Here is a 24,757-nt window from a genome sequence, read left to right as displayed (position 1 = left end):
GGGCGGAGCCGCCATCGCCCCTGCTCACCGTTCGACGTGCTTGCGGCGGGGGTTGGCTCCGCGGACCGGGCGGGCCACATCCGACGACGGCTCACGCAGAGAAACGGACGAGGCGGGTATGCCCGCAACGAGCCCAAGGCGAAGCCCGAATTTTCTCAGGATCGCCTCGATGGTGCCGAGGGTTGGATTACCTTTGTCGGTCTCTAGCTTGTACAGGGCCTTGACGGAAAGGTTGCACATCGCGGCGAAGGTCGCCTGGTCGAAACCGGTCACCTCGAGGCGCAACCGGCGTATAGAGGTCCCCAGCGTTTCCCTTCCCGACGCATGGCCCTGCATGATGTCGTTGATGATCTGCTTTCTTTGCTCGCTATTGGGCGTGCTCATCTGAACCCCCATTCCGCCAGGCGTGTGTCCAGGTTGTTCAGCGGGATGGTCCGGGCCTGCCGCACCTCTGCGGGCAAATCGATCAACAGATCGGGCAATGCTCTGAATCTCTGCGCAGCCGCCCGAAGGCGCTCGAACAGCGCAGCCGGATCGGTAATGGCGTGGAAATAATCGCAGACCGCTCGCCAGTCCGGGCTTCCCATGTGTTCCGGCCTCCACTTGGTCACCCGCGTGACACCCTCCGGATCCAGCACCATCGGCGCGAGGTCATAGATGGGCGCGAGCTCGAATCTGCCGTGATGTCGGAAAATCGCCATGTTGCGTCCGTGGTTGTCAGAGTTGCCGAGGATCCGATTCAACAGATCGCGCTGCAGGTACTCGAAGACAAGCTCCTCGAGTTCGCCGACCTGGTTGTTGGAGGCCCAGAGCCCGATCAACCGCCCCAGCACGTCCTCATGGTTCATCCTTGACCCCGGAACGGTATTTGCGCAGACCGAGTAGATCGACTCGACCGGGATCCTTTCGACCGCACCTTGCTCGACTCGACGATCGAAGCGTGGCATCCACAGGCTTGGCTTCTCGGCTTCCTCAAGCACGAGGCCGTCGGTCGAGACCGTGTTCAAGCCGAGGGCCGAGACCGCCCGGTAGTAGTGGAATTCGGCGCGGAGGATGTTCTTGTCCCGCTCGGTCACCTGGTTGCGCGCGAACTTGACCAGCCAATGACGCCTGGCCAGATCGTCGGACAGCATCGCGTCTGCATACAGCGCCCCATCTACGCCTTCGACCATCAGCAGCTTCGGCGCCTCGCCCTGTGCACCGGTGGCGCCGCCCAGCGCAGCCCCTGACTCGTAGGCGTACTCGAGAAAATCGTTGGTCCTGTCCACGACTTCGCGGCGAGGAAAAGCTTCCCGGCGCGTCTGGTCCACGTGGTCGAAAGACTCTTTTACGCGCAGATGGCCGATCGACGACGGGGTACAGCGGCTTAGCAGAAAGAAATCGAGATCGACTCCGTCGGGCTTCTCACCGCCGAAGCGCTTCTCCAGCGATCTGCGAGCGGCACCGGCTGGCATTAGGTCATAAACGAAAGCCGGATAGCCCCTGGTCTCGACCAGATTCCAATTCACCGGCAGGTTTACGCTAATGGCGGGCTCGAGAAGCGAGTCCAGGTCACCAATGAAGTCGACCAGGTACGGCTGCAGGTAGGCGGTCGTGCATCTCGCTTCCCCCACATGACGAATGTCCGTGATCGAGAGCACCAGCGCATCTCGCCAGCGGCCCTCGATGTGGGTCTGGATCGTAAGTTTTTCAACCATAAGCCTGCCCAATATACAACCGGCACTTTAGTTCCGAATATATCGCAAAAAGCCTGCCTAGTCAGTATTAAAATACCTACAGAAAGAGAAGATGGGCGATATCAGGTATTATAGTACTGGTTGCTGGTCCGACGAAGCCGTCGAGACCAATTGCGAAACGATCAAACGGGATGATGGGAAAGCTACCGCTCTTCAGGTGTTTTCCAGCCAAGCAGCGCTGCCAGAGGATCCGGCTCGCCGATCAATGAGCGAGCGTTGTCCAGCCGCTCGAGAAGCACATCATGCGCGTCATCGTTTCGCTGTCGAAGTTGCGCTCTTGCCGCTGCAAAGAACGAGTCGATACGCTGCGCTTCGTCCCAGCTGGCAATGATCTGCAAAAGCTCATTCCGTGCGTCCTGCCTGGCCTTCTCGCGCCGTTGCCGCTCCCGCTCCTCCAAATGGCGCTGCCATTGCGCTTCTTGTTCCCGGCGTCGGACTTGCTCGGCGAGCTCTCCCTCCTCCACAAGCTGCGCCACGAGGGGCGCAGCTGCACGCACCGCACGAACGATGGTGTCGAGGCGTTTTCGCAGGTCGCCGGACTTGCGCTCGCGCCAGGTTTCGGACCAGTCGGCCAGCGGATAGGGAGAATAGGCCTGCAGACAGAACCGCCCCGTCGCGAAGGCATGCTGGGTCGTCCAGGGCCAGTGCGGCCATCCGTGCCGGGGCCGATGTTGCTCGGCCTGCTCAAGCGGCACGTACTCGCCGTCGATGTAACGCGCCTCTTTCGTTTCCGTCAGCTCGAACAACGTCAGCCCAATGGCAACGGTTCCAATGAAAACGACCGTTGGCTTCGACGGCACCCACAGCGAGGGATAGCGGTGTTCGGCGGTCTTGCCCGGGTTCTCGCGCACATCCACCCCGACCCGACGATAGATCCGATCTCCGGGTGACAAGCTGACCGGGTGCCCTTTTAGCTCGAACCGTCGAAACAGTTCATCGAGCAGCGCGATTCCTTCATCGAGCATCGGACGGGTCACCACGAGATCGGCGAGACGGCGCTTGGAGGGCTTGAGAAAACCCTGGTCGATCTCTTGCCCCTGCCCGAACACTTCCTTCGCACCGGCGAGCACCGGATGGGGACCCGGGCCATCGCGAACCACGGCCTTGAGTCGACGCGACCGTGCGGGCGGCTTTGGCAGTGAACGAGGACCGCTCATATCGACCCGCTCGCCACGGCGCCACGACACGCGCATTCCAGGCCCCAGCGCAGGCAACGGCGGCTGCGGACTGGGTTTGCCGTGACTGAGCTTCGCCCAGTGACCGCGCGGCGGTCGCGGCACTCCCATGCATTGGCAAACCCGAGCCATGAAGCTGGACGATACCCTGTAGCGCTCAGCGACCCTGAGCATGGGTTCGCTCCAGACCAGTTCGTACAGCGTCTCTCTAGTAATCCGCTCGTCGTTGCTCACCTCTACCTCCAGCCAATCGGCACTGCGTCTCCTACCAGGCCCGCTCCAACATGCCAGAGCCGGTTGAGCACATACAGCGTAACGCCCAGCATCTAGCCGATGGTGCCAACCGCACCCTGTCGTTTCGAGCAACCGGTGCCAAAGGCCATGGCAAACCCCAGCAGCCCCACCCTAGCGCCCCTTCCCCCGCGCATTCTGCGAGCCAATTCAGCTCCGGGGTACCTGGGCATGTGTCGCAGCGAGTTCAACAGGACCGTACGTCCCTTCATTCGCGAATTTCCCATTGGGGTCCAGGGCGTTGGCTTCGATCGCCAGGAGCTCGACGCCTGGGCAGATGCCTATATCGCCAGAGCCAGCATTGAAAAGAGCGGTGCGCAGGGGGAAGATCGGCCCTGCAGTAGGCGCCGTGGAGGACAACCATGGCGAAAAGAACAATCAGCGGTCTCTATCAACGCAACGGCGTCTGGTACATCGACAAGATCTACCGAGGTCAGCGCATTCGAGAAAGCACTGGCTCAGGTGACCGGAAGGAGGCGGAGCAATACCTGATACATCGCCTGGAGCAGCTAAGGCAACAGCACATCTATGGCGTTAGAAGGGTAAGAACATGGCGTGAAGCGGCTACGCGCTATCTGGTGGAGTACAAGGACCAGCCATCCATAGGCTTGACGGCGTTGTATCTCGAGCAACTCGACCCCTACATTGGTGATCGACCGGTCGACCACATCGACGACGAGGCGCTCGCACCCTACGTGAAGGACAGGCTCGCCGGTCGCCTGCGCGGATCGCCCGAAAAAGGCAGAAGCGTGGCACCTCGAACCATAAACATCGCGCTGGAGCGAGTTATACGGGTCCTGAATCTCTGCGCCCGTAAGTGGCGTGATGAAGCGAGACGTCCCTGGCTTGATACCGTCCCGATGATCACGCGGTTGGACCTCAGGCGCTCGACGCGTCAGCCCCATCCGCTGTCGTGGGAGGAGCAGAGCCTGCTGTTTACAGAGCTGCCCGATCACCTGAAGAGGATGGCGCTCTACAAGGTCAACAGCGGCTCCCGGGAACAGGAAGTGGTCAAGCTTCGCTGGGATTGGGAGATCCCGGTACCGGAGCTCGGAACCAGCGTTTTCCTTATCCCGGCCGATTTTGGCGGGCGACACGAAAACGCGGGCGTGAAGAACGGCGACGAGCGCCTGATCGTTCTGAACTCGGTCGCCAAGTCGGTGATCGAGGGGCAACGCGGACTGGACCCGTTATGGGTGTTTCCCTACGGCCAAGTCGACAAAGATGGCAACGCCACTCCGATGCACCGCATGAACGACTCGGCGTGGCGCAAAGCAAGGAAACGAGCGGCCGCGATGTACGAGCAGCGCTTCAAGCGAACAGCACCGTCGGGTTTTGCGTCGATCCGCGTGCATGACCTGAAGCACACGTTCGGTCGCAGGCTTCGCGCTGCAGGCGTGACGGAGGAAGACAGGAAGGTACTTTTGGGCCACAAGAACGGCAGCATCACCAGCCACTACTCGGCGGCCGAACTGGGCAAGCTGATCGATGAGGCCAACAAGATTTCGGCGACGGATTCGAGGGGACCGGCGCTGACAATACTGAGGAGAAAGGCAGGATGAAAAAAGCCCCCCCAAAAGTCCCCACATCGATGAGCGTCGACCGCGCAAAAAAAATCCAGCCACCGTTAAGTAACTGGATTTTCTAGGGAATTTTGGTCGGGACGGAGTGATTCGAACACTCGACCCCTTGCACCCCATGCAAGTGCGCTACCAGGCTGCGCTACGCCCCGACTGTTGCTGCCAGCTCTGCTGAAAGCGGAGCGAACTATACAATAACCGCCTGAATATGTGAAAGTTTTTTACGCTCCAGCCGCTACTTCTTCAGCACCTGAAGAACCTCCTCCAGCTCAGAGATCATCTGCCGGATAAGTTGCTTGTATTGAGTCGTGTCGTCACGTGCTTCGTCGCCCGACATACGCTGCCTGGCGCCGCCGATGGTGAAGCCCTGATCGTAGAGCAGCGCACGAATCTGACGAATCAACAGGACATCCTGACGCTGGTAGTAACGCCTGTTGCCGCGGCGCTTTACCGGGTTGAGCTGGGGAAATTCTTGCTCCCAGTAGCGCAACACGTGCGGTTTCACGGCGCACAGCTCGCTTACTTCACCGATAGTGAAATAGCGCTTGCCGGGGATCGACGGAAGCTCGTCGTTATGACTTGGTTCCAGCATAGGCCTCGACTCTCGCTTTGAGCTTCTGCCCTGGGCGGAACGTCACCACACGACGCGCCGTGATAGGTATCTCCTCACCTGTTTTCGGATTGCGACCCGGCCGCTGACGCTTGTCGCGCAGGTCGAAATTGCCGAATCCGGACAACTTGACCTGCTCGTTATGCTCGAGCGCCTGACGGATCTCCTCGAAAAACAGCTCCACCAACTCCTTGGCCTCGCGCTTATTCAAGCCCAGCTCTTCATATAGACGTTCCGCCATTTCAGCTTTCGTCAGAGCCCCCATACGCTATTTCCTTAACGTGGCGTTGAACCTTTCTTCCAGGGAGGTGAGGATTTTCTGCATCACACCGTTCACCTCATCGTCGTTTAGAGTGCGCGAAGGGTGCTGCCAGGTCAAGCCGACTGCCATACTTTTGCTAAGGGGATCAATACCTTTCCCCTGATAGACGTCAAATAGCTTGAGGTCCGTCAGATTCTCGCCCGCAGCCTCACGAATGCAACTCAGGATATCGTCGGCTGCGATCTCCCGCCCGACCAGCACGGCAAGGTCGCGCCGGACTTCTGGGAAGCGCGAAAGCTCTGCAAAGGAAGGCATCCGCCCCTCGGCGATCTCGCTGAGCTTCAGCTCGAACATGTAAACCGGTTGGTCTATACCCAAGGTGCCTGCCAACTCAGGATGGAGACTCCCAACGAACCCGACCAATCGACCGTCGCGCTCGATACGTGCCGTCTGCCCCGGGTGCAGCGCCGGGTGCTCTCCCGCAACGAAACGATAGACGCCAGCATTTCCGGCAAAAGCCAGCAGCGCCTCGACGTCTGCCTTGATGTCGTAAAAGTCCACCGCCTCACGCGAGTTCGTCCAACCCTCTGGCTGACGGCTCCCGGTTAACACGCCAGCCAGCATGCTTTCTTGCTCAAGCTCCTGCAACTGACCGACAAAGCGCAGTCCCGCCTCGAACAAGCGCACACGTGGTTGCTGCCGGTTGAGATTGTACTGCAGCGCCTTAACCAGCCCCGGCCAGAGCGACGCGCGCATGGCCGCCATATCAGCGGAGATTGGATTGGCCAGCTGTAACGGTTTCATGTCAGGACTGAACAGTTCGAACAGCTTGGGATCGATGAAGCTGTAAGTGATCGCCTCCTGATATCCGCGGGCGACCAGCAAACGTCGGAGCAACGGCAGCTCGGCACGAGCCTCGGGCTTCGCCTCAGGCGCAAGCCGGGCCTGCGGATAACGCACAGGCAGTCGGTCGTAGCCATACAAACGACCCAGCTCTTCGATCAGATCGACCTCAAGGCCGATATCGAAGCGGTGACTCGGAACACAGACCTGCCAGCGTCCTTTAGCCTCTTCGGCAACCACCAGGCCCAAGGATGTCAGCAGGCGCACCACTTCGGCGCCATCCATTTCGAGCCCCAGCATCTGTTTGATGCGCTCAGCGCGCAAGGTTACCGGAGCGACTTTCGGCAAGTCGTTTTCGCTGACCACCTCAATAATCGGCCCTGCCTCGCCGCCGACGATATCCAGTAGCAGACTCGTTGCGCGCTCCATTGCCTGGCGGGCAAGCTGCGAGTCGACGCCCCGCTCGTAGCGATGGGACGCATCGGTGTGCAAACCGTAGGAACGAGCCTTTCCGGCCAGCGCAATGGTGTCAAAAAAGGCACTTTCGAGAAAGATATTCTGGGTAGCAGTGCTTACGCCGCTATGCTCTCCACCCATGACACCAGCGATGGCAAGAGGGCGCTGATGATCTGCAATAACGAGCGTATCCGCACGCAGGGTGATTTCCTGGCCGTCGAGCAAGACCAGCTTTTCACCCTCTTCGGCCATCCGAACCCGAATACCACCCTTAATCTCGGCGAGATCGAAGGCATGCAGGGGCTGGCCCAGCTCGAGCATTACGTAGTTGGTTACATCGACGACAGCGTCAATGCTACGGATATCGGAGCGTCGAAGACGCTCAACCATCCAAAGCGGCGTCGGACGCGACAAATCAACATTTCGCAAAACGCGCCCGAGATAACGCGGGCATGCCTTGGGAGCCAGTACCTCGACTGGACGGGTGTCGTCATGATGTACCGGCGCCAAGGCGAATTGCACCGGACTGACCGCTGAGCCATAGATAGCGCCAACTTCACGAGCCAAGCCGGCAATGGACAGGCAATCACCACGATTGGGGGTTAAACCGATTTCGATGCTTGCATCATCGAGACCGAGATACTCCCGAAAATCAGTCCCCACCGGCGCGTCGCCGGCCAGCTCCATCAGACCGCTATCGTCACTACCCACCTGCAACTCGGTTTCTGAGCAAAGCATGCCGTTGGATTCGACACCGCGGAGCTTGGCCTTCTTGATTTTGAAGTCGCCCGGTAATTGAGCGCCAATCATCGCAAACGGGATCTTCAGGCCGGGCCGCACGTTTGGCGCTCCGCACACGACCTGAAAGGTTTCATTTCCATTGCTAACCTGACAGACCCGGAGCTTGTCGGCGTCAGGATGCTGCACGGTTTCAAGGACCTCACCGACAACCACACCGCTGAAGCTGCCAGCAACGGGTGTTACAGCATCAACCTCAAGCCCGACCATTGACAGACGAGCAACCAGCTCGTCGCGGGAAACTTGCGGATTTACCCAGCTCCGCAGCCATTGTTCACTGAATTTCATCCTGCTCTCCTAATAGTTCGTTGACGGGCGGCGGCACTAGCGAAATTGCGCAAGAAACCGCAGATCGTTATCGAAGAACAGGCGCAAGTCATTGACACCGTAACGCAGCATAGCGAGACGCTCGACACCCATGCCGAAGGCGAACCCCGAGTAACGCTCCGGATCGATTCCAGACATCCTCAATACGTTCGGATGCACCATGCCGCACCCCATGACCTCAAGCCAGCCGGTCTGCTTGCACACCCGACAGCCCTTGCCGCTACACATCACGCACTGCATATCGACTTCTGCAGAAGGCTCGGTGAACGGAAAGAATGAAGGCCGGAAGCGAACACCCAGCGGCTTCTCGAAGAACACCCGCAGGAACTCTTCGATAGTGCCTTTCAGATCTGCAAAGCTGACGCCCTCGTCGATCAGCAGCCCTTCGACCTGATGAAACATGGGGGAATGAGTGATATCGGAATCGCAACGATAGACGCGCCCAGGGCAGACGATACGAATGGGCGGCTGGCGTGATTCCATGGTGCGCACCTGAACCGGCGAAGTATGCGTGCGCAGCAACATGTTTGCGTTGAAGTAGAAGGTATCGTGCATCGCCCTCGCCGGGTGATGCCCTGGAATATTCAGCGCTTCGAAGTTGTGGTAATCATCTTCAACCTCGGGACCTTCTGCCACGCTATAACCAATGTGGCTGAAGAACTGTTCGACCCGCTCCAGCGTGCGTGTCACTGGATGCAGTCCGCCGGATGCTTCACCGCGCCCCGGCAGGGTTATGTCGATTCGCTCAGCTGCCAGCTTCGCTCCCAGGGCAGCTTGCTCAAGGTCGGCCTTGCGAGCATTGAGCACATCCTGCACTTGATTCTTCGCAGCATTGATCAGCGCACCGGCCTGCGGACGCTCGTCCGCAGAAAGCTTGCCCAGCGTTTGCATCAGCTGAGTGAGTTCACCCTTCTTACCCAGGTACTGAACGCGCACCTGCTCGAGAGCACCGATATCCTCGCTTCGTTGCACAGCCTCTAGCGCTTGCGAGACCAGTGCATCCAAATTTTCCATGTACACAACCTCCAGAGGTTCTTGCAGAACCGCGCTGGTCAAACGCCTTTATTGGCCGCCACCATACGCATTTTTGCAAAAGCCCCTTCCAGATACGAAATAGGGGAAGAGCACAAGGCTCTTCCCCTATCGATGACGTTGCAACGGACCCGAAGGCCCGGATTGCCGGGGCTTAAGCCAGAGAAGCTTTGGCTTTTTCGACAATCGCAGCAAACGCCGCTTTTTCGTTCACTGCCAGATCGGCCAGAACCTTGCGGTCGATCTCGATGGCCGCCTTTTTCAGGCCGGCGATCAGACGGCTGTAAGACAGACCGTTGACACGAGCACCTGCGTTGATACGGGCGATCCACAGAGCGCGGAACTGACGCTTGCGCTGACGGCGGTCACGGTAGGCATACTGGCCAGCCTTGATTACCGCCTGCTTGGCAACGCGGAATACGCGCGAACGCGCACCGTAGTAGCCTTTGGCGAGTTTCAGAATTTTCTTGTGACGGCGACGGGCAACGACGCCACGCTTAACACGAGCCATGAGTTATTCCTCTGAGTCTTGACCGGATCAACGAACGCGCAGCATGCGCTCCACCTTTGCAACGTCGGACGGGTGCACTTGCGAGCAACCGCGCAGCTGACGCTTACGCTTGGTGGTCATTTTGGTCAGGATGTGGCTCTTGAAAGCGTGCTTGTGCTTGAAGCCGTTAGCAGTCTTCTTGAAGCGCTTCGCAGCACCACTTTTAGTCTTCATCTTTGGCATGTTCGGTACTCCACATTGTGGGTGATTACAAATAACCGCAAGGCCTGCCAGTGCCCTGGAGGTTACTTTTTCTTCTTGGGAGCGATGACCATGATCAGCTGGCGTCCTTCCATCTTCGGATGCTGTTCGACCGAGCCATATTCAGCGAGATCGGTTTCGACCCGCTTCAACAACTCCATCCCCAGCTCCTGATGGGCCATCTCACGGCCGCGGAATCGCAAGGATACCTTGGCCCTGTCCCCGTCACTCAGAAAACGCACCAGATTGCGCAGCTTGACCTGGTAGTCCCCTTCTTCCGTCCCTGGACGAAACTTTACTTCTTTAACCTGAATCTGCTTCTGATTCTTCTTCGCCGCAGCTACCTGCTTCTTCTTCTCGAACAGATGCTTGCCGTAATCCATGATCCGACATACCGGAGGATTCGCATCGGCGGAAATTTCAACCAGATCCAGCTTGGCTTCTTCAGCTACTTGCAGCGCTTCATCAATCGAGACGATGCCAATCTGCTCGCCGTCAGCACCAATCAAACGGACCTCACGAGCCGAGATATTCTCGTTGATCGGGGCCTTGGGTGCAGCTCGTTTATCCTGTCTCATTTCACGCTTAATAGTCATTACTCCAATTCTTGGCGACCACGCCGGGAAACCGCCTGTGCCAACAACTGCGCGAACTGCTCGAGGGGCATGGAGCCCATATCGACGCCTTCACGGGTGCGCACAGCAACGGATCGTGTCTCAACCTCCCGATCCCCGATAACCAAGAGATAAGGAGTCTTGAGCAAAGTATGCTCGCGGATTTTAAAGCCGATCTTTTCGTTTCTCAAGTCGCACTTGGCACGAAATCCGCTTTGGACGAGCGTTTTTTCGACTTCAGCGGCAAAAGGCGCCTGCTTATCGGTGATATTCATGATCACCGCCTGCGTCGGCGCGAGCCAGGCAGGAAAAGCCCCTTCGTAGTGCTCGATCAGAATGCCGATGAAACGCTCGAACGAGCCGAGGATAGCTCTATGCAGCATGACCGGATGCTGCCGATCGTTGTTCTCGCTGACATACTCTGCGCCCAGCCGTACCGGAAGATTGAAGTCCAGCTGCAGGGTACCGCACTGCCACACCCGACCGAGACAATCGCGCAAAGAGAACTCGATCTTGGGGCCATAAAAAGCTCCCTCGCCCGGCTGCAGATCGTACGGCAGCCCAGCACTTTCCAGCGCCGCCGCCAGCGCCGCCTCTGCCCTGTCCCAGAGCTCATCGGAGCCGACGCGCTTCTCAGGACGGGTCGACAGCTTCAACTCGATATCCGAAAAACCGAAATCGGCATACACGGCTTGCGTCAACTTGATGAACGCCGCCGACTCGGCCTGCATCTGCTCTTCCGTGCAGAAGATGTGCGCATCATCCTGAGTAAAGCCACGCACCCGCATGATGCCGTGCAGCGCACCAGACGGCTCGTTACGGTGGCAAGCGCCAAATTCGGCCAGCCGCAGCGGTAGTTCGCGATAGCTCTTCAAGCCCTGGTTGTAAACCTGCACATGACACGGGCAGTTCATCGGCTTGATCGCATAATCACGACTTTCCGACTCAGTCGTGAACATGTTTTCGGCGTAATTCGCCCAGTGCCCGGATTTCTCCCAAAGCACGCGATCAACCACTTGCGGGGTCCTGATCTCCAGGTAACCGTTTTCGCGCTGAACCTGGCGCATGTATTGCTCAAGCACCTGATACAGCGTCCATCCATTGGGATGCCAGAAGACCATCCCAGGCGCCTCTTCCTGCGTATGGAACAGATCTAGACGCTTGCCGATCTTGCGATGGTCGCGCTTTTCGGCCTCCTCGATACGCTGAATATAAGCAGCCAGCTGCTTCTTGTCGGCCCAGGCCGTACCGTAGATACGCTGGAGCTGCTCATTCTTTGCATCCCCACGCCAATAGGCGCCAGACAGCTTGGTGAGCTTGAAAGACTTCAGAAAGCGCGTATTCGGCACGTGCGGACCACGACACATGTCGACGTATTCTTCGTGGTAATACAAACCCATAGCCTGCTCATCGGGCATATCCTCGACCAGGCGAAGCTTGTAATCCTCACCGCGCGAGGCGAACACCTCAATTACCTGAGCTCGCGGCGTCACCTTCTTGATGACATCGTAGTCGCGATCGATCAACTCTTTCATACGCTGCTCGATGGCAGCGACGTCATCCGGCGTGAAAGGCCGCTCATAGGCGATGTCGTAGTAGAAGCCCTCATCAATAACCGGCCCAATGACCATTCGGGCGGCCGGGTAAAGCTGCTTCACAGCGTGCCCGATGAGGTGCGCACAGGAGTGGCGAATGATCTCCAGCCCCTCCTCATCCTTTGGCGTGATGATTTGCAGCACTGCATCTTTTTCGATCAGATCACAAGCATCGACCAGCTTGCCGTCGACCTTTCCTGCCACGGTCGCCTTGGCCAAACCAGCGCCAATAGCCTGAGCCACTTCAGCCACGGTAACCGGATGATCGAACGAACGCTGACTGCCATCGGGAAGAGTAATGGTGGGCATGGCGCCTCCTCTCCTAGTGGTGACCCGTACCAAAGGCCACATGGGTTGGGATGAGCCAGTAAAGCGATTCAGCGAGCATACCTGCCGCACAATGGCAGGCGCCTAGGGCTCACCCGACCGAATCGAAGTCACTGGAAGGAAAACAAGACCGGCGATGCTTTCAGAAACGCCGGGACCTGACAAGCAGGCCAAAAAAAAGGGTCGCCTAAGCGACCCTTTTATTCGAATTGGTAGGCACAATTGGATTCGAACCAACGACCCCCACCATGTCAAGGTGGTGCTCTAACCAACTGAGCTATGTGCCTTCGATGGGGGCGCATTCTAAAGCCAGGAAAAAAAGAGTCAAGCAGTTTTTTCTTCTAACCCACTGATATTTGGAAATTTTGAAAATCTCTGCCCGCCCTGCCTTCGTACTGGCGAACTGCAGACTCAAGCGCTAGCATGCGTAAAAAATTCAGAACAGGGAATCCAAGATGCTGCACAACAGCTATCCCGCCTCCTACTACGCAGCGACGGCCAACCCGACAGCTGCTCGGCCGGAACTCCAAGACAACAAGCAGGCCGACGTGTGCGTGATCGGTGCTGGATACACCGGCTTATCTACGGCCCTGTTTCTCCTAGAAAAGGGTTTCAGCGTAATCGTATTAGAGGCCGCGAAGGTTGGCTTCGGCGCTTCTGGGCGCAATGGCGGCCAGATCGTCAACAGCTACAGCCGAGACCTTGACAGCATTGAGCGTAGTGCGAGCGCTTCGGCAGCGAAGCTAATCGGAGATATGGCATTCGAAGGCGGACGAATCATCCGTGAGCGTGTAGCACGCTATGGCATTCAGTGCGACCTGAAAGACGGCGGCATATTTGCGGCCTTCAACCAGAAGCAGATGCATCACCTCGAAACCCAAAAGGCACTGTGGGAGAGATACGGTTACCAGCACCTTGAGCTACTGGATGGCCAAGGCATACGACAAGTAGTCGCCTGTGACCGTTACGCTGGAGGGATGCTCGACAAGCAAGGCGGCCATATTCATCCGCTCAATCTGGCACTCGGTGAAGCAGCTGCCGTCGAATCGCTGGGCGGAGTTATCCACGAACACTCCCCCGCCATCCGAATCGAGCGAGGCGAAACACCACTAGTCCATACCCCAAATGGAGTCGTACGTTCTAAGTTCGTTGTGGTCGCAGGCAATGCCTACCTCGGCAATCTGGTTCCCGAGCTGGCGGCCAAATCAATGCCTTGCGGCACTCAAGTAATAGCAACCGAGCCGCTAGACGATGAGTTCGCGCGCAATCTTCTGCCGCAGGACTACTGTGTCGAAGACTGCAATTACCTGCTCGATTACTACCGGCTTTCTGCCGATAAGCGCCTCATCTACGGCGGCGGTGTTGTCTATGGCGCGCGCGATCCGGCCGACATCGAATCCATCATCCACCCCAAAATGCTGAAGACCTTTCCGCAGTTGCAAAAGGTGAAGATCGACTACGCCTGGACCGGCAACTTCCTGCTGACGCTTTCACGATTGCCCCAGGTCGGACGACTGGGCTCCAATATTTACTACTCGCAAGGGTGCAGCGGTCACGGCGTTACTTATACGCACGTCGCCGGAAAGGTTATCGCCGAAGCCCTCAGCGGCCAAGCGGAGAGATTCGATGCGTTTGCGAGCCTGCCTCATTATCCATTTCCAGGAGGGCAGCGCTTTCAGGTTCCGCTCAGCGCGCTCGGCGCAATGTATTACAGTCTGCGCGACCGGCTCGGGTTCTGAAAATCAGGGCGGAGAACAGGGTGGAACTGGCAGGCACTGAGCCGCTCGGCCGCCCTCTCCCACGGGCAGCGGGACTCTGAGGCGCTCATCATTCGGAGCAATGCGTATAGCACACGCATGCGCGTCTCGAGCAAGGGAGGCACAACCCTGCTCGGCCAGCACCTGCGAGAGATTGAACCATCCGATGGCGAAACCAGGATCGAGAAGTACGCTCGCACGCAACGACTCTTCGGCTGCAGTCTTTTCTCCAGCCGCATATTGACTGTTCGCTAACGCGAACAGTGAGAGCGCGGAATCCCAGCGCTCCGCAGCAGCCTCGTAAGCGATGCGGGCAGCACGCGCTTGACCTACCTCCTCCAGATCGCTCGCGCTACGCAGCCAGACTGTTTCCTGTGCGGTGTGCGGCATCTGATCAGGTTTGAGCGTAACAACGGCCCAGCGTTCGGCCTTGGCCCAAGACCGTTCGAATTCTCCAAAACTACCTACCCAACGTTTCGTCGTGCCGGAACGTAAAACAATCCGCTGCTTAGAAAGGTCATAGCCCACTACCACAGCGAAGTGCCATTGCGGCCAACGATCAAACGCCAGGTTCTGCAGTACCAAGACCGGATTGCCCGCCGCAACTTCGGCAAGCAAATTGTCCAGACGGGGTTGCAGCGGGTATACGAGAAGCCCACTTGAGCGAGCGGCAGCGACCATTTCTACTTGCAGGCTGCCTTTGCGCTGGGGGATGTACACCTGATCCACCAGAGCATCCGGCGTTGCGGTGATACCCCGCTGCGAGAGCATTGTCGCTAGCGCAGCGGGTCCGCACTGGTAATCTTCCTGCGGGTAGAACGGCACATCGAGCAGCTCAGCTCGCGCCGGAAGCTGTGGATCGTCGACAGTTGTCACCGTCGTCCGAGCACAGCCACCAAGCAGACCGATCAGCAGCAGTATGAGTAGCCGCTGACTCAACGGTTGATGCAGTTGACGAAGTTGAAGATGTTAGTAGCGCAGAGCATGTCGGTAATGATGAAGATCACCAAGAAAAGCACGATCACACCAACCACACCCGCGCCAGCCGGCGCTTGATCAAGTTGCTGATTGAACTGAGCCAGCTCCGCAGCGGTCAGTCCGTTGATGCGCTTCTCGACCTGCTCACGCTCGACTCCCATCGACTCGAGCTTCTTCTGCACATCCTGATCATCCAGCATGGTCAGCAACTGCTGCCTGTCTACCTGCTGCTGATGCTCTGCAACGACTTCCGGCGTGCCGATCATGGCTGCCTGAGCCAGCGGAATCTGCGCCACCAGAAGAAGATGCAAAGCAGCCAGCACTGTCGCGACTCGCTTGAGCAGAGGGGAATTGAACATAGCGAAACTCCTTGTTTTTTTCGTCAACTGAGGATTGCAAAGCGCCATCAGCCAATATGACGAGTCAGCGCCGCTTCGGTTCCCTGACCGTGATCGATTTTTCAACCTCCCACTACGTCTTGCTAGTCCGTCCTTTAACCTAGCTGCTCGCAGCTTTAATAATAGCTTCGATCAAAGATAACGAATGAATAGGGAACGCCCGTGAATCGACACACACTTTCCATGCTGCTGTTGCTGACATTGCCAACGCTGGTGACTGGCTGCAAATCCGGCGCTACGCCTCCAAGCGGATCCCACCACACACAAGAGACTTGCAACTCCGAGGCCGTGAGCAACCTCGTAGGCAAAACAGCGACGCCTGAGCTACTCGAGCAAGCCAAGCACCAATCAGGGGCGAATACTGCTCGCATAATCGGACCCGATGACGTTGTCACGCTGGAATACGATTCCCGGCGCTTGAACCTCAATACCGGTGCAGGCATGACAATAGAGCGAGTCAGCTGCGGCTGACTGCCAGGACCAACCAGGCGCACGTCGATTACCGCCTCAACCTAACAACCGGTGAGGCGGCTTGAGGGCAAGACCCGCTATGCCATTGCCTTGCGCATGCGTAGATGGGACGCAGAAATCCGCTTTGGGGGGGCAAGCAGAAAATGCAGTTTGAAGCGATCTATCACGACCTGAGCAAGTAGAGGCGCGGCGATACCAATCAGAGTTCCAACCACAAGGTGCGCAGCAATCGAGTCAATGCCGAGGAACTTGCTGAGTATTACCCGCACCCCACTGCCCGCCAGAATGTGCATGAGGTAAATCGTCATTGAAGATGCGCCGATGAACAAGAACCAATCGACCCGGAACTGCCCCAGCCACATGGACAACGCAATCATGAAGAAAATGGACACCGTCGCGAGCGCCAGCACCGGAAGCCCGCCGTCGGTGTAGTTCATGCCGAACGTCACATGGAACAGGTACTGCCCTATGACGAACAAAGCCCCGAAGAACAAAGCCAACTGTGCATAGCGCGCCAAGAAAAAAGCCTTGACCTCGTTGAACCACACACCCAGCGCGAAGAACACCGTATTCCCTAGGATAAAGCGCGTCATATTATTGATCGTCAGGTCTTGCTGAAAAACGAACAACACCCCGAACAGCACCACGAACGGAAGGAAATATCGCCTGTCAGCTCGCGCATAAAGGAATGTGCAAACCACGAACACCAAGAAGAGAGCATAAAGGAACCAGAACTGGGCGCGCGGCATCCAGAGCAGCGACAGCACTTCAGTCAGTGTCACCTGCCCATTGGTGTAATTGGAAAGCGCAACCTCGAAAAGGCCCTGCAACAACGACCAGACAATAAAGGGGTAGACGATGGTGTCCACCTTATTGATGATCAGCCCACCCCTGCCCCGTTTTTGTAACGAATCGAAGAAGAACAAACCCGACAGAAAGAAGAAAAGCGGCATATGGAAGCTATAGATGATGCTGTCCACGAGCACGAACTCAGCCTCGTCCATCGGCAGCCCGGCGTTGAAAACTCCGCGCGCGACATGCCCGTAGACAACGAGAATGATTCCGATCGCCTTGGCATAATCAACCCAAACGTTTCTCTCCTGCATGTGCTTGTTCTCCTTTTCTGGCCAATAAGCAGGCGGCATCCACTTTGCTCTGGAGAAAGCAGATGAAGCAGATAGACAACAGATTTTCAGGTTCGTTTAAGCCTGCTCTCAGCTCATCGCATGCCTTTCAGGAGCCCGCAGCAGCCTCGCATCGCAAATGCTGCGGTTGCTGCCGATCGACACCGCTGCTATTTCGGGCTTTTTTCGGAGCGCCTTTATGACCGACCCTTTATTGCCGTCCTGCTCTATCCTGCTCCTGGCTGGCGGTCGAGGGCAGCGCATGGGCGGACAAGACAAGGGGCTGATCGAATGGCAGGGCCGCCCGCTCATCGAGTGGCTGCACGACGTTGTTCGCCCCCTCACAGACGAGTTGCTGCTGTCTTGCAATCGCAATCAGCCTCGCTATGCCGTGTACGCAGACCGCTTGATAACAGACGAAGAGGAAGGATTCCCGGGCCCACTGGCAGGAATACGCGCGGGCCTTGTAGCTGCTCGCAACCCCTGGATGCTGTTGCTCCCTTGCGACACGCCACTGATCGACCGAGCGTTACTACACTCGATTTACTCAGCTGCACTCAGTACTCCGGACAAGCCGCTCATGCTCCGCCGCGGCGCGCAATGGGAGCCACTCATCAGCATTATCCCTACCGACCTACACGAACAGATCGACGAGTACTGGCGTGACGGTGAACGGAGCCCCCAACGCGTCCTGCTTAAGCTAGGAGCGAATGAACTTCGAATAGAACCGGACGATCCACGCCTGGCCAATATCAACACGCCAGAATTGCTCAAGACTGGCATGCCAACAACGGGAACTTCGCGGTGACGTGCTTCGTCCGATGGGTAACGATATCCGCAGAAGGAACAGCGTCATGCAATCAATCACTCTTCCCGCACTTGCCCTAGCGATGAGCTTTGGCCTCCTGGCTGGCTGCGCCAACCCGAGCGTAATTACCCTAAACGACGGCCGCGAAATCCAGACGCTGGACCGCCCGGATTACGATGACGAGTCCGGTTTTTATGAGTACGAGCAGATCGACGGCAAACCGGGGAAGGTAAACAAGGACCAAGTTCGCACCGTGCGAGAACTCTAACCCCTGATCCGCCGCGCCCAGCGAAAAGAGCGACCCAGCAGCGCGGCGGACCGCCCACCGGGCGATATCTCCGACAGATCACCTAGAAAAAATCCCGCCTAACACCTTGTGCAACAAAACTTTTTCTGTAGAATGCGCGCCATCTTCGGAGCGTAGCGCAGCTTGGTAGCGCGTCTCGTTCGGGACGAGAAGGTCGCTGGTTCGAATCCAGTCGCTCCGACCAAATCCCGTCGTTCAGTTATTTATCTGAACTGGACAAAAAAAACCGGCTGACTTAGCCGGTTTTTTTTATGCCTGTAGCTTATGCCTTAGGGCACGGCGCTCCAACAAAGCTCACCACCTGTTCGGCCTCAAACGGCCAATCCAGCTCGGCCCCAGTATCAACACGGCGAAGCACTGGGATTCGCAAGCCATAAAGCTCCACCCAGTCGGACCGCTCAGCGATATCGATTAACTCGACCAGCAGCCCATATTCGACCAAAGGCATGAGCACCTCCTCAGCCTGCTCGCATAGATGACAGCCTAAAGTCCCGAACAGTTGGCATTCCGGCAACATTCTATGTTCTCGCCTTAAATGCATGAATTCTAGCAAGCGCTCCTCGGCTCGCCATTGATTAATGGGCACCAATAAGCAGATATGCTCACAACAAAATGTGAATTCAGCCGCACTCGCCAGGCGATTATGCGATGGCCATTCGACTCCGCCCGAGCAAAACGCTAGGATGCAGCCACCCGCGGCGACGCAGATTGCCCGGTACACCCTTTAGTCTTTAACCGCCAGGCCATTGTCTTGTGCAAGATTACGAGTCGGACGCGAATGTCGAGCAACTGCGCGACTTACCTGCGACCGTCTAGCACGTTGACTTGAGGGACTTGGCGACTAAAGTCTAAAGGTTGAAAAACCTCTGTAATGTTTTATTGCATGGCGCCGTAAAGAGCGACTTCAGAGCATCATCCAACGAGGAGAAATAAGAAATGCTCAAGACCCCCATCGCCCGGGGCGTGGCCCTCGCCACTCTGGGAGCAACACTGGCTATCCCAACCATGGCCCAAGCCGCCTTCATCGAAGACACCAAGGCTGGCCTGGAACTGCGTAACTTTTACTTCAACCGTGATTACCGCGAAGATCCCGGTCAGAGCAAGCAAGAAGAATGGGGCCAGGGCTTTCTGCTCCGCGTCGAGTCTGGCTACACCGAAGGCACAGTAGGATTCGGTGTCGATGCGCTCGGCCTGCAAGGTGTGAAGCTGTACTCCAGCGAAGACACTGGTGGCAGCGGACTTATGCCCAGCTCCTATGGCAATGAAGCACCTGGTGACTGGTCCTCGCTCGGCCTGACCGGCAAAGCCAAAGTTTCGGAAACCGTTCTGAAAGTTGGCACCCTGCAATTCAAGAACCCTGCAATCGGCACTAGCGATAGCCGTTTGCTGCCGCAGACAATGCAAGGCGCCCAGATCATCTCCAAAGAGATCAAGGGGCTGACACTGGATGCAGGTTATGCCAACCGCATCAACCATCGCGACTCCACCAATAACCAAGTAATGGCAGTAAACACAGGCGGCCGCCGCGGTGTTGCCGCCGACGCTGGTTTTGCCAATGAGTCGGACGACTTCCGATTCCTCGGCGGTAGCTATCAGGTGACCAAAGACCTGACCGCGACTTACTACTACAGCAACCTGGAAGACCTGTACAAGCAGCACACGTACAACCTTGTACATGTACTGCCAATCGCTGATGGCCAGTCGCTGAAGACGGATCTGCGCTACTCCCGCTCCAAAGATGACGGCAACACCAACGTCGATAACAAAGCTCTTGGTGCCATGGTCACTTATTCGCTGAGCGGCCATAGCTTTGGTCTCGGCTATCAGAAAATGAGTGGCGATACTGGCTTTGCCTACGTCGGCGGCGCTACTGACCCGTACTTGGTCAACTATGTCCAGATCAACGACTTTGCGAACGAAGACGAGAAGTCTTGGCAGGCGCGCTACGACTTCAACTTTGCCTCCATCGGTGTTCCGGGTCTGACCTTCATGACTCGCTATATCACTGGCGACAATTTTGAGCGCGCTAACGGTACCGAAGGCAAGCAGTGGGAGCGCGACATGGACATCGGCTACACCTTCCAGGAAGGCGCGCTGAAGAACCTGAATATCAAATGGCGTAACGCGACTGCTCGCAACAATTATCTTCGTGCGACCAACGTGGACGAAAACCGTCTGATCGTCAGCTACACCATTCCGCTGATGTAATTAGCGGCTATAGCATGATCGTGCTGTAGAACAAGAAAACCCGCTTCGGCGGGTTTTCTTTTGCGTGCCTTCCAATCATACCGCATAGCGAGAAGCCAATCCCCACTTCGGCCAAGTCTCAATACCAAGTGGAAACCCCCAACGAAACGGGAACCTTTCCAGCGGCAGCATGCTCGAAACTTAAGGCAAAGGGGCCTTTCGCCCTGAAGAATCAAGAGGAGCTGCGCATGTCTACCGAGTCCACTTTCGGCACCAGCGATAACACCCCGATTCCCGAGGGTCCCGCCGGGAGCACCCGCCCACTGTTCGACACATCCGCCCATCGCCGTAACCTGCAAGCAGCGCAAAACGCGCTGATCGAAGAGTTCCACACTCTGATCGGTGACACTGAGCGCTTGCTCAAGCACACGCAGGAAACTGCAGGCGGCCAGACCGAAGAACTGCGCAGCAAGATCAACGCGAACATCGCTAAAGCGCGTGAAATGCTTAAAGAACGCGAAGGCTCAATGCGCGAGCAAGGCCAGGCGGCCATCCAGTGCACCGAGGAATATGTACACACCCATCCCTGGCAATCGATCGGCATCGCTGCCGGCGTCGGCTTTCTGCTTGGTCTGATATCACGCCGCTGATGGGAGAGCCAGCAATGGAAGCGAAGCCCGGCACCGAAGCCCCAAAGCCGTCGCTGAAGAAGCTGGGCGGCGCATTCGTTGGCCTGCTTCAAGGACATCTGGAATTGGTGGGCATCGAGGTTCAGGAAGAAAAAGCCCGGACGTTTCGGCTTTTTCTCCTGGCAGGCGTCAGCCTGATTCTCGGTCTGCTAGTTCTGGTTGGCCTCTCGGCCGCGATCGTAATCGCGTTTTGGGAAACCCATCGAATGGCAGCAATCTTGGCATTGTGCGCCATTTATGCGGTGATCATGATCATCTGCGTCAGCCGAGCCATTTCGCTAGCCAAGCAATGCGCAGCACCTTTCCAAGCGACGCTCGAAGAGCTGGAGCGTAACCGGGAGCGTCTATTGCCATGAGCCGACCTCTGAGCACCTCGAACGAGTTGAGCATGCGCAAGGATCTGGTGCGCCTTCGAATGGAAATGCATCGCCAGCAGATGCTCTATCATGCACAACCACTTTCCCATCCGCTTCAGCAGATCAAGGGTTTCGTGACTTCACGGCGCTCATCCACCGAGTCATCTTCAGGCAAAGGCCCGCTGATGATTGCCGCCACGGTTGTACTGGCTCTGTTCGGTCGTCGGATGGGCAGGCTGGGCAAGTTGGCTCGTGTCGCCTTGACGGTCTATCCCCTGATCAAAGGCCAGCAAAAGTTGCGCAAAAAGCTGCACTGAACGCTGAGACACACAACCTGCAGCACTAGCAGCTCGATCCAGCTCCACGCTGGGTCAAGCTGCCTGCGCGCGCTCGGGTCGCATAGTGCGATAGTAGCGATCAGCGACTGGACGGTTATGGTAGCTTTGCACCAGCCCGCTAATGGCAATATGGAGATGGTCTTTGGACTGGCACACACTGCTTACCCGCGAACGACTCGGAAAATCTGCGCATAGCAGCGATGAGCTCGGTCGTAGCCCGTTTCACAAGGACCACGACCGTATCATTTTTTCTGGCGCCTTCCGTCGGCTCGGGCGCAAGACCCAGGTGCATCCCGTATCCAGTAATGACCATATTCATACCCGCCTCACTCACTCGCTCGAGGTGAGCTGCGTCGGACGATCACTGGGAATGCGAGTCGGCGAAGTCCTGCGTGACGACCTGCCTGAATGGTGCAGCCCGGCCGACCTCGGCATGATCGTGCAGTCGGCGTGCCTGGCTCACGACATCGGTAATCCGCCATTCGGTCACTCGGGAGAGGATGCCATCCGCTGTTGGTTTCAGCAGGCCGCAGGTCGCGGCTGGCTGGATGACATGAGCGATGCGCAGCGTGCGGATTTCCTCAATTTCGAGGGCAATGCCCAGGGCTTCCGCGTACTGACGCAGTTGGAATATCACCAATTCGACGGCGGCACTCGACTCACCTACGCCACGCTGGGCACCTACCTCAAATACCCATGGACGTCTCAACATGCCGAGGCGCTGGGGTACAAGAAGCACAAATTCGGCTGTTATCAGAACGAGTTGTCGTTGCTGGAACAGATCGCGCAAAAGCTGAACCTGCCGAAGGTTGCCGATCAACGCTGGGCTCGCCATCCGCTCGTTTACCTCATGGAAGCAGCAGATGACATCTGCTACGGCCTCATCGATCTCGAAGACGGGCTTGAGATGGAGCTGCTGGAGTATTCGGAAGTCGAAGCGCTGTTGCTGGCGCTGGTTGGTGATGACATTCCCGAAACCTATCGCCAGCTCGGCCCTCGTGATTCCAGGCGGCGCAAGCTGGCTATCCTGCGAGGCAAAGCAATCGAACACCTGACTAATGCTGCCGCTGGTGCGTTCGTGGAGCAGCAGAGCAGCCTGCTGCGTGGTGAGCTTCACGGTGACCTTGTCGAGCACATGCACGGCCCGGCGAAAGAATGCGTACTGCAGGCAAAAGCGATGGCGCGGCAGAAGATATTCCAGGACAAGCGCAAGACCTTACACGAGATCGGTGCCTACACGACGCTGGAAATACTACTTAACGCGTTTTGCGGTGCGGCGCTGGAGCAGCATCGAGGCGGCACCCCCTCATTCAAGAATCAGCGAATCCTCGATCTCCTGGGTCGTAGCGCGCCCTCCCCTGAGCTCCCGCTGTACCAGTCATTCCTGCGCATGATCGACTTCATCGCCGGTATGACCGACAGTTACGCCACGGAAATGGCCGGCGAAATGACCGGTCGCTCCAGCCCGGTCTGAACCCATGAAGCGTCTGCTGCGGCAAAGCATCCATTGGCATCCCGGGCGCCCCGCCTGGGGCGCAGCGATGGTCGCAGGCTTCGGCTGTGCGCTGCCGTTGTTGCTGGGCCTGTTCAGCGGTCACCCAGGCTTTCTCTGGGCGACCGTAGGAGCATTCCAGGCTGCCAAAGCCAACCCGCTACATCGTTTCGGCATGCTACGCATGCTGTTACTTATCGCACTAGGCGCCGGTAGTGCCGGGCTCGGCTTCTGGTCCGCGACTCACCCGCTGATCAGTCTCGGATTATTCGCTTTCTACGGCTTGCTTCTAGCCTGGCTGCAACGCTACGGCAGTGAAGCGGGAAAGCTTGGTATCGGCCTGGCAATCTGCCTGTGTCTTGGCCAGGGGCAATATGGCATCGGCGAGTTCAACAACCCTTACGCGATTGCCGTGCTGTTTGCACTCGGGGGGCTATGGGTGACTTTGCTGGCGTTCGGCATGCGCGGGATGCACGGGCTTCGCATGTGGCCGTACATGCCCAGGCTGATGAGCATTCTGCGGGTGCTGCGCCGGCATGCGCGACGTACACCAATCCGGCAATGGCGCGTGCATGCACTGACCTACACGTTAGCGGGTGCATTGGGCGGGGTAATCGTGAACATGGCGCAATTGCCGAGAGGCTACTGGCTGACGCTGGCGGTGTTCACCACGCTACAGATGGACCTGGAGCGCAGTCTGGTGCGGGCGCTGCAAGCAAGCCTGGGGATATTGGCTGCTGCGGCAATTCTGATCTACATCGGCCATGGCCTAGCCGATCCACCGCTGATGGTGATGATCCTGCTTCCGCTGGTGGTGCTGGGGAGAGCTTTTCAGGCGAACCACTACGGGTTGTTCGTGCTGCAGACAACTCTACTATTCCTGCTCCTGGCAGAGACGCTGGCTCAGGATTGGAACCTGCCGCAGATTCGCCTTGTAAACGCGGCTATTGGAGTAGGTGTCGCGCTGCTCATCGCAACACTTATGCATCTTCTGCATATGCTGCTGGCCAGGCGTTCGCGAAGGAAGGCCCAGCTCGCAGCAGCGCGACGATCAGACGAGCAGACTACTTCTCAGCCCTGATCGGGTTTTCCGGATACCACACGTCCATCAATGGGCTTACGCTGTACTCAGCCAGCTCGCTGCGACCTTTGAGCCAGGCATCGACTGTCGCGCGCTGCTCTTCGCTGACTGAACCGCGGCGACCGAGGCAGACGAAACCGTAATCTTCGCCGCCGATGTAGCCGAGCTCGTTGGCCTCCATCGCTTCGCTGATGAACGCCTCGAGGAAGTCATCCACGGCCTTGCTTTCGATCCCTTCGCGATAGGTGAGATTGATCTCGAAGCCCAGTTCCTGGAACTCATCGACACAGAGTTTCTTGCGCAGGCGGCGTGAACGATTGGTAGCCATTTGGTGCGATCCTTTTTCTACTTGATGACGGCGCGCACTCTAACAG

At 57.5% G+C, this 24,757-nt stretch carries 27 protein-coding genes and 3 tRNA genes; 12 read left to right on the top strand and 18 right to left on the bottom strand.

Annotation, left to right across the window (positions count from 1 at the left end):
• Window positions 1-24: 24 nt before the first annotated feature.
• The 3 genes from UIB01_RS09265 to UIB01_RS09255 all read right to left on the bottom strand — a co-directional run bounded on the left by UIB01_RS09265 (window position 25) and on the right by UIB01_RS09255 (window position 3,145).
• Window positions 25-384, bottom strand: a complete 360-nt coding sequence (locus UIB01_RS09265) for a helix-turn-helix domain-containing protein (protein ID WP_230585298.1) — start codon at window positions 382-384, stop codon at window positions 25-27.
• On the bottom strand, window positions 381-1,697 hold the full coding sequence (locus UIB01_RS09260) for a type II toxin-antitoxin system HipA family toxin (RefSeq protein ID WP_038659288.1): 1,317 nt from the start codon (window positions 1,695-1,697) through the stop codon (window positions 381-383). Before UIB01_RS09260 ends, UIB01_RS09265 begins: the two co-directional genes overlap by 4 nt.
• A 182-nt stretch (window positions 1,698-1,879) precedes the next feature.
• Entirely contained in the window at window positions 1,880-3,145 is a 1,266-nt protein-coding gene (locus UIB01_RS09255) for a hypothetical protein (protein WP_230585297.1), read from the bottom strand.
• 419 nt (window positions 3,146-3,564) lie between these two features.
• Here UIB01_RS09255 and UIB01_RS09250 point away from each other — a divergent pair, with 419 nt between their 5' ends.
• A complete protein-coding gene (locus UIB01_RS09250; protein ID WP_038659285.1) occupies window positions 3,565-4,764 on the top strand; it encodes a tyrosine-type recombinase/integrase in 1,200 nt (399 codons plus the stop codon).
• Window positions 4,765-4,857: 93 nt separating this feature from the next.
• On the opposite strand, the gene UIB01_RS09245 is transcribed toward UIB01_RS09250, so the two are convergent.
• The 10 genes from UIB01_RS09245 to UIB01_RS09200 all read right to left on the bottom strand — a co-directional run bounded on the left by UIB01_RS09245 (window position 4,858) and on the right by UIB01_RS09200 (window position 12,684).
• Window positions 4,858-4,934 (bottom strand) — tRNA-Pro (locus UIB01_RS09245).
• 83 nt (window positions 4,935-5,017) lie between these two features.
• Window positions 5,018-5,374 carry a MerR family transcriptional regulator gene (locus UIB01_RS09240; protein WP_038659283.1) on the bottom strand — a complete coding sequence of 119 codons (357 nt, stop codon included), beginning with the start codon at window positions 5,372-5,374 and terminating at the stop codon, window positions 5,018-5,020.
• Window positions 5,355-5,657 (bottom strand): integration host factor subunit alpha, encoded by a 303-nt coding sequence (gene ihfA / locus UIB01_RS09235; RefSeq protein ID WP_003282572.1) that lies wholly within the window; start codon window positions 5,655-5,657, stop codon window positions 5,355-5,357. Before ihfA ends, UIB01_RS09240 begins: the two co-directional genes overlap by 20 nt.
• A 3-nt stretch (window positions 5,658-5,660) precedes the next feature.
• Complete coding sequence (pheT, locus tag UIB01_RS09230; RefSeq protein WP_038659280.1) at window positions 5,661-8,039, bottom strand: phenylalanine--tRNA ligase subunit beta; 2,379 nt, start codon at window positions 8,037-8,039, stop codon at window positions 5,661-5,663.
• A gap of 36 nt (window positions 8,040-8,075) precedes the next feature.
• A complete protein-coding gene (pheS, locus tag UIB01_RS09225; protein WP_038659277.1) occupies window positions 8,076-9,092 on the bottom strand; it encodes a phenylalanine--tRNA ligase subunit alpha in 1,017 nt (338 codons plus the stop codon).
• A 172-nt stretch (window positions 9,093-9,264) separates the two neighbouring features.
• The gene (gene rplT, locus UIB01_RS09220) at window positions 9,265-9,621 is read right to left on the bottom strand and encodes a 50S ribosomal protein L20 (RefSeq protein WP_003282569.1); all 357 of its coding nucleotides are present in this window, start codon (window positions 9,619-9,621) and stop codon (window positions 9,265-9,267) included.
• 27 nt (window positions 9,622-9,648) lie between these two features.
• The gene (gene rpmI / locus UIB01_RS09215; protein WP_003298367.1) at window positions 9,649-9,843 is read right to left on the bottom strand and encodes a 50S ribosomal protein L35; all 195 of its coding nucleotides are present in this window, start codon (window positions 9,841-9,843) and stop codon (window positions 9,649-9,651) included.
• Between the two features lie 62 nt (window positions 9,844-9,905).
• On the bottom strand, window positions 9,906-10,457 hold the full coding sequence (infC, locus tag UIB01_RS09210) for a translation initiation factor IF-3 (protein WP_180983564.1): 552 nt from the start codon (window positions 10,455-10,457) through the stop codon (window positions 9,906-9,908).
• Window positions 10,457-12,379 carry a threonine--tRNA ligase gene (gene thrS / locus UIB01_RS09205; RefSeq protein WP_038659273.1) on the bottom strand — a complete coding sequence of 641 codons (1,923 nt, stop codon included), beginning with the start codon at window positions 12,377-12,379 and terminating at the stop codon, window positions 10,457-10,459. The genes infC and thrS overlap by 1 nt, the downstream gene beginning before the upstream one ends.
• Before the next feature lie 228 nt (window positions 12,380-12,607).
• Window positions 12,608-12,684, bottom strand: a tRNA-Val gene (locus UIB01_RS09200).
• Window positions 12,685-12,852: 168 nt separating this feature from the next.
• On the opposite strand from UIB01_RS09200, the gene UIB01_RS09195 reads away from it, so the two are divergent.
• Entirely contained in the window at window positions 12,853-14,136 is a 1,284-nt protein-coding gene (locus UIB01_RS09195) for an NAD(P)/FAD-dependent oxidoreductase (protein WP_038659270.1), read from the top strand.
• A 3-nt stretch (window positions 14,137-14,139) separates the two neighbouring features.
• On the opposite strand, the gene UIB01_RS09190 is transcribed toward UIB01_RS09195, so the two are convergent.
• Both UIB01_RS09190 and UIB01_RS09185 read right to left on the bottom strand, forming a co-directional pair.
• Window positions 14,140-15,093 (bottom strand): PA2778 family cysteine peptidase, encoded by a 954-nt coding sequence (locus tag UIB01_RS09190; protein WP_038659267.1) that lies wholly within the window; start codon window positions 15,091-15,093, stop codon window positions 14,140-14,142.
• Window positions 15,090-15,491, bottom strand: a complete 402-nt coding sequence (locus tag UIB01_RS09185) for a PA2779 family protein (protein ID WP_038659264.1) — start codon at window positions 15,489-15,491, stop codon at window positions 15,090-15,092. The genes UIB01_RS09190 and UIB01_RS09185 overlap by 4 nt, the downstream gene beginning before the upstream one ends.
• 222 nt (window positions 15,492-15,713) lie before the next feature.
• Between UIB01_RS09185 and UIB01_RS22695 the strand changes: the two genes are divergently transcribed.
• A complete protein-coding gene (locus tag UIB01_RS22695; protein ID WP_080695065.1) occupies window positions 15,714-16,001 on the top strand; it encodes an I78 family peptidase inhibitor in 288 nt (95 codons plus the stop codon).
• A gap of 77 nt (window positions 16,002-16,078) precedes the next feature.
• On the opposite strand, the gene UIB01_RS09180 is transcribed toward UIB01_RS22695, so the two are convergent.
• Entirely contained in the window at window positions 16,079-17,107 is a 1,029-nt protein-coding gene (locus tag UIB01_RS09180) for an acyltransferase family protein (RefSeq protein WP_038659261.1), read from the bottom strand.
• 217 nt (window positions 17,108-17,324) lie between these two features.
• Between UIB01_RS09180 and mobA the strand changes: the two genes are divergently transcribed.
• The 3 genes from mobA (at window position 17,325) to UIB01_RS09165 (ending at window position 18,424) form a co-directional block, all read left to right on the top strand.
• Window positions 17,325-17,933: a molybdenum cofactor guanylyltransferase MobA gene (gene mobA / locus UIB01_RS09175; RefSeq protein WP_038665566.1), complete on the top strand. Its 609-nt coding sequence runs from the start codon at window positions 17,325-17,327 to the stop codon at window positions 17,931-17,933.
• Window positions 17,934-17,979: 46 nt separating this feature from the next.
• Entirely contained in the window at window positions 17,980-18,201 is a 222-nt protein-coding gene (locus UIB01_RS09170) for a YgdI/YgdR family lipoprotein (protein ID WP_038659258.1), read from the top strand.
• Window positions 18,202-18,347: 146 nt separating this feature from the next.
• Window positions 18,348-18,424: transfer RNA gene (locus tag UIB01_RS09165), tRNA-Pro, on the top strand.
• 78 nt (window positions 18,425-18,502) lie between these two features.
• On the opposite strand, the gene UIB01_RS09160 is transcribed toward UIB01_RS09165, so the two are convergent.
• A complete protein-coding gene (locus UIB01_RS09160; RefSeq protein WP_038659255.1) occupies window positions 18,503-18,757 on the bottom strand; it encodes a glutaredoxin family protein in 255 nt (84 codons plus the stop codon).
• 419 nt (window positions 18,758-19,176) lie between these two features.
• Here UIB01_RS09160 and UIB01_RS09155 point away from each other — a divergent pair, with 419 nt between their 5' ends.
• The 6 genes from UIB01_RS09155 (at window position 19,177) to UIB01_RS09130 (ending at window position 24,383) form a co-directional block, all read left to right on the top strand.
• Entirely contained in the window at window positions 19,177-20,448 is a 1,272-nt protein-coding gene (locus UIB01_RS09155) for an OprD family porin (RefSeq protein WP_038659252.1), read from the top strand.
• Window positions 20,449-20,675: 227 nt separating this feature from the next.
• Window positions 20,676-21,077, top strand: a complete 402-nt coding sequence (locus UIB01_RS09150; RefSeq protein ID WP_038659249.1) for an ElaB/YgaM/YqjD family protein — start codon at window positions 20,676-20,678, stop codon at window positions 21,075-21,077.
• A 14-nt stretch (window positions 21,078-21,091) separates the two neighbouring features.
• On the top strand, window positions 21,092-21,472 hold the full coding sequence (locus tag UIB01_RS09145) for a phage holin family protein (protein ID WP_038659246.1): 381 nt from the start codon (window positions 21,092-21,094) through the stop codon (window positions 21,470-21,472).
• Window positions 21,469-21,789: a hypothetical protein gene (locus UIB01_RS09140; protein WP_038659244.1), complete on the top strand. Its 321-nt coding sequence runs from the start codon at window positions 21,469-21,471 to the stop codon at window positions 21,787-21,789. The genes UIB01_RS09145 and UIB01_RS09140 overlap by 4 nt, the downstream gene beginning before the upstream one ends.
• Window positions 21,790-21,952: 163 nt before the next feature.
• Window positions 21,953-23,284 carry a deoxyguanosinetriphosphate triphosphohydrolase gene (locus tag UIB01_RS09135; RefSeq protein WP_038659241.1) on the top strand — a complete coding sequence of 444 codons (1,332 nt, stop codon included), beginning with the start codon at window positions 21,953-21,955 and terminating at the stop codon, window positions 23,282-23,284.
• 4 nt (window positions 23,285-23,288) lie between these two features.
• Window positions 23,289-24,383, top strand: a complete 1,095-nt coding sequence (locus UIB01_RS09130; RefSeq protein WP_038659237.1) for an FUSC family protein — start codon at window positions 23,289-23,291, stop codon at window positions 24,381-24,383.
• Here UIB01_RS09130 and UIB01_RS09125 read toward each other — a convergent pair.
• A complete protein-coding gene (locus tag UIB01_RS09125; protein ID WP_038659234.1) occupies window positions 24,367-24,711 on the bottom strand; it encodes a YggL family protein in 345 nt (114 codons plus the stop codon). The two genes, UIB01_RS09130 and UIB01_RS09125, sit on opposite strands and share 17 nt — an antisense overlap.
• Window positions 24,712-24,757: the final 46 nt, after the last annotated feature.

Origin of the sequence: Stutzerimonas decontaminans (assembly GCF_000661915.1) — a bacterium.
Lineage (GTDB): Bacteria > Pseudomonadota > Gammaproteobacteria > Pseudomonadales > Pseudomonadaceae > Stutzerimonas > Stutzerimonas decontaminans.
Note: the sequence above shows the minus strand (reverse complement) of the source record. Positions and strands in the feature narration are given on the sequence as shown.

Bases quoted from the DNA above. Each gene is read 5' to 3' on its own strand.
- UIB01_RS09265 (WP_230585298.1), bottom strand. From the start codon at position 384: ATGAGCACGCCCAATAGCGAGCAAAGAAAGCAGATCATCAACGACATC.
- UIB01_RS09260 (WP_038659288.1), bottom strand. From the start codon at position 1,697: ATGGTTGAAAAACTTACGATCCAGACCCACATCGAGGGCCGCTGGCGA.
- UIB01_RS09250 (WP_038659285.1), top strand. From the start codon at position 3,565: ATGGCGAAAAGAACAATCAGCGGTCTCTATCAACGCAACGGCGTCTGG.
- UIB01_RS09240 (WP_038659283.1), bottom strand. From the start codon at position 5,374: ATGCTGGAACCAAGTCATAACGACGAGCTTCCGTCGATCCCCGGCAAG.
- ihfA (WP_003282572.1), bottom strand. From the start codon at position 5,657: ATGGGGGCTCTGACGAAAGCTGAAATGGCGGAACGTCTATATGAAGAG.
- pheT (WP_038659280.1), bottom strand. From the start codon at position 8,039: ATGAAATTCAGTGAACAATGGCTGCGGAGCTGGGTAAATCCGCAAGTT.
- pheS (WP_038659277.1), bottom strand. From the start codon at position 9,092: ATGGAAAATTTGGATGCACTGGTCTCGCAAGCGCTAGAGGCTGTGCAA.
- rplT (WP_003282569.1), bottom strand. From the start codon at position 9,621: ATGGCTCGTGTTAAGCGTGGCGTCGTTGCCCGTCGCCGTCACAAGAAA.
- rpmI (WP_003298367.1), bottom strand. From the start codon at position 9,843: ATGCCAAAGATGAAGACTAAAAGTGGTGCTGCGAAGCGCTTCAAGAAG.
- infC (WP_180983564.1), bottom strand. From the start codon at position 10,457: ATGACTATTAAGCGTGAAATGAGACAGGATAAACGAGCTGCACCCAAG.
- thrS (WP_038659273.1), bottom strand. From the start codon at position 12,379: ATGCCCACCATTACTCTTCCCGATGGCAGTCAGCGTTCGTTCGATCAT.
- UIB01_RS09195 (WP_038659270.1), top strand. From the start codon at position 12,853: ATGCTGCACAACAGCTATCCCGCCTCCTACTACGCAGCGACGGCCAAC.
- UIB01_RS09185 (WP_038659264.1), bottom strand. From the start codon at position 15,491: ATGTTCAATTCCCCTCTGCTCAAGCGAGTCGCGACAGTGCTGGCTGCT.
- UIB01_RS22695 (WP_080695065.1), top strand. From the start codon at position 15,714: ATGCTGCTGTTGCTGACATTGCCAACGCTGGTGACTGGCTGCAAATCC.
- UIB01_RS09180 (WP_038659261.1), bottom strand. From the start codon at position 17,107: ATGCAGGAGAGAAACGTTTGGGTTGATTATGCCAAGGCGATCGGAATC.
- mobA (WP_038665566.1), top strand. From the start codon at position 17,325: ATGACCGACCCTTTATTGCCGTCCTGCTCTATCCTGCTCCTGGCTGGC.
- UIB01_RS09170 (WP_038659258.1), top strand. From the start codon at position 17,980: ATGCAATCAATCACTCTTCCCGCACTTGCCCTAGCGATGAGCTTTGGC.
- UIB01_RS09160 (WP_038659255.1), bottom strand. From the start codon at position 18,757: ATGTTGCCGGAATGCCAACTGTTCGGGACTTTAGGCTGTCATCTATGC.
- UIB01_RS09155 (WP_038659252.1), top strand. From the start codon at position 19,177: ATGCTCAAGACCCCCATCGCCCGGGGCGTGGCCCTCGCCACTCTGGGA.
- UIB01_RS09150 (WP_038659249.1), top strand. From the start codon at position 20,676: ATGTCTACCGAGTCCACTTTCGGCACCAGCGATAACACCCCGATTCCC.
- UIB01_RS09145 (WP_038659246.1), top strand. From the start codon at position 21,092: ATGGAAGCGAAGCCCGGCACCGAAGCCCCAAAGCCGTCGCTGAAGAAG.
- UIB01_RS09140 (WP_038659244.1), top strand. From the start codon at position 21,469: ATGAGCCGACCTCTGAGCACCTCGAACGAGTTGAGCATGCGCAAGGAT.
- UIB01_RS09130 (WP_038659237.1), top strand. From the start codon at position 23,289: ATGAAGCGTCTGCTGCGGCAAAGCATCCATTGGCATCCCGGGCGCCCC.
- UIB01_RS09125 (WP_038659234.1), bottom strand. From the start codon at position 24,711: ATGGCTACCAATCGTTCACGCCGCCTGCGCAAGAAACTCTGTGTCGAT.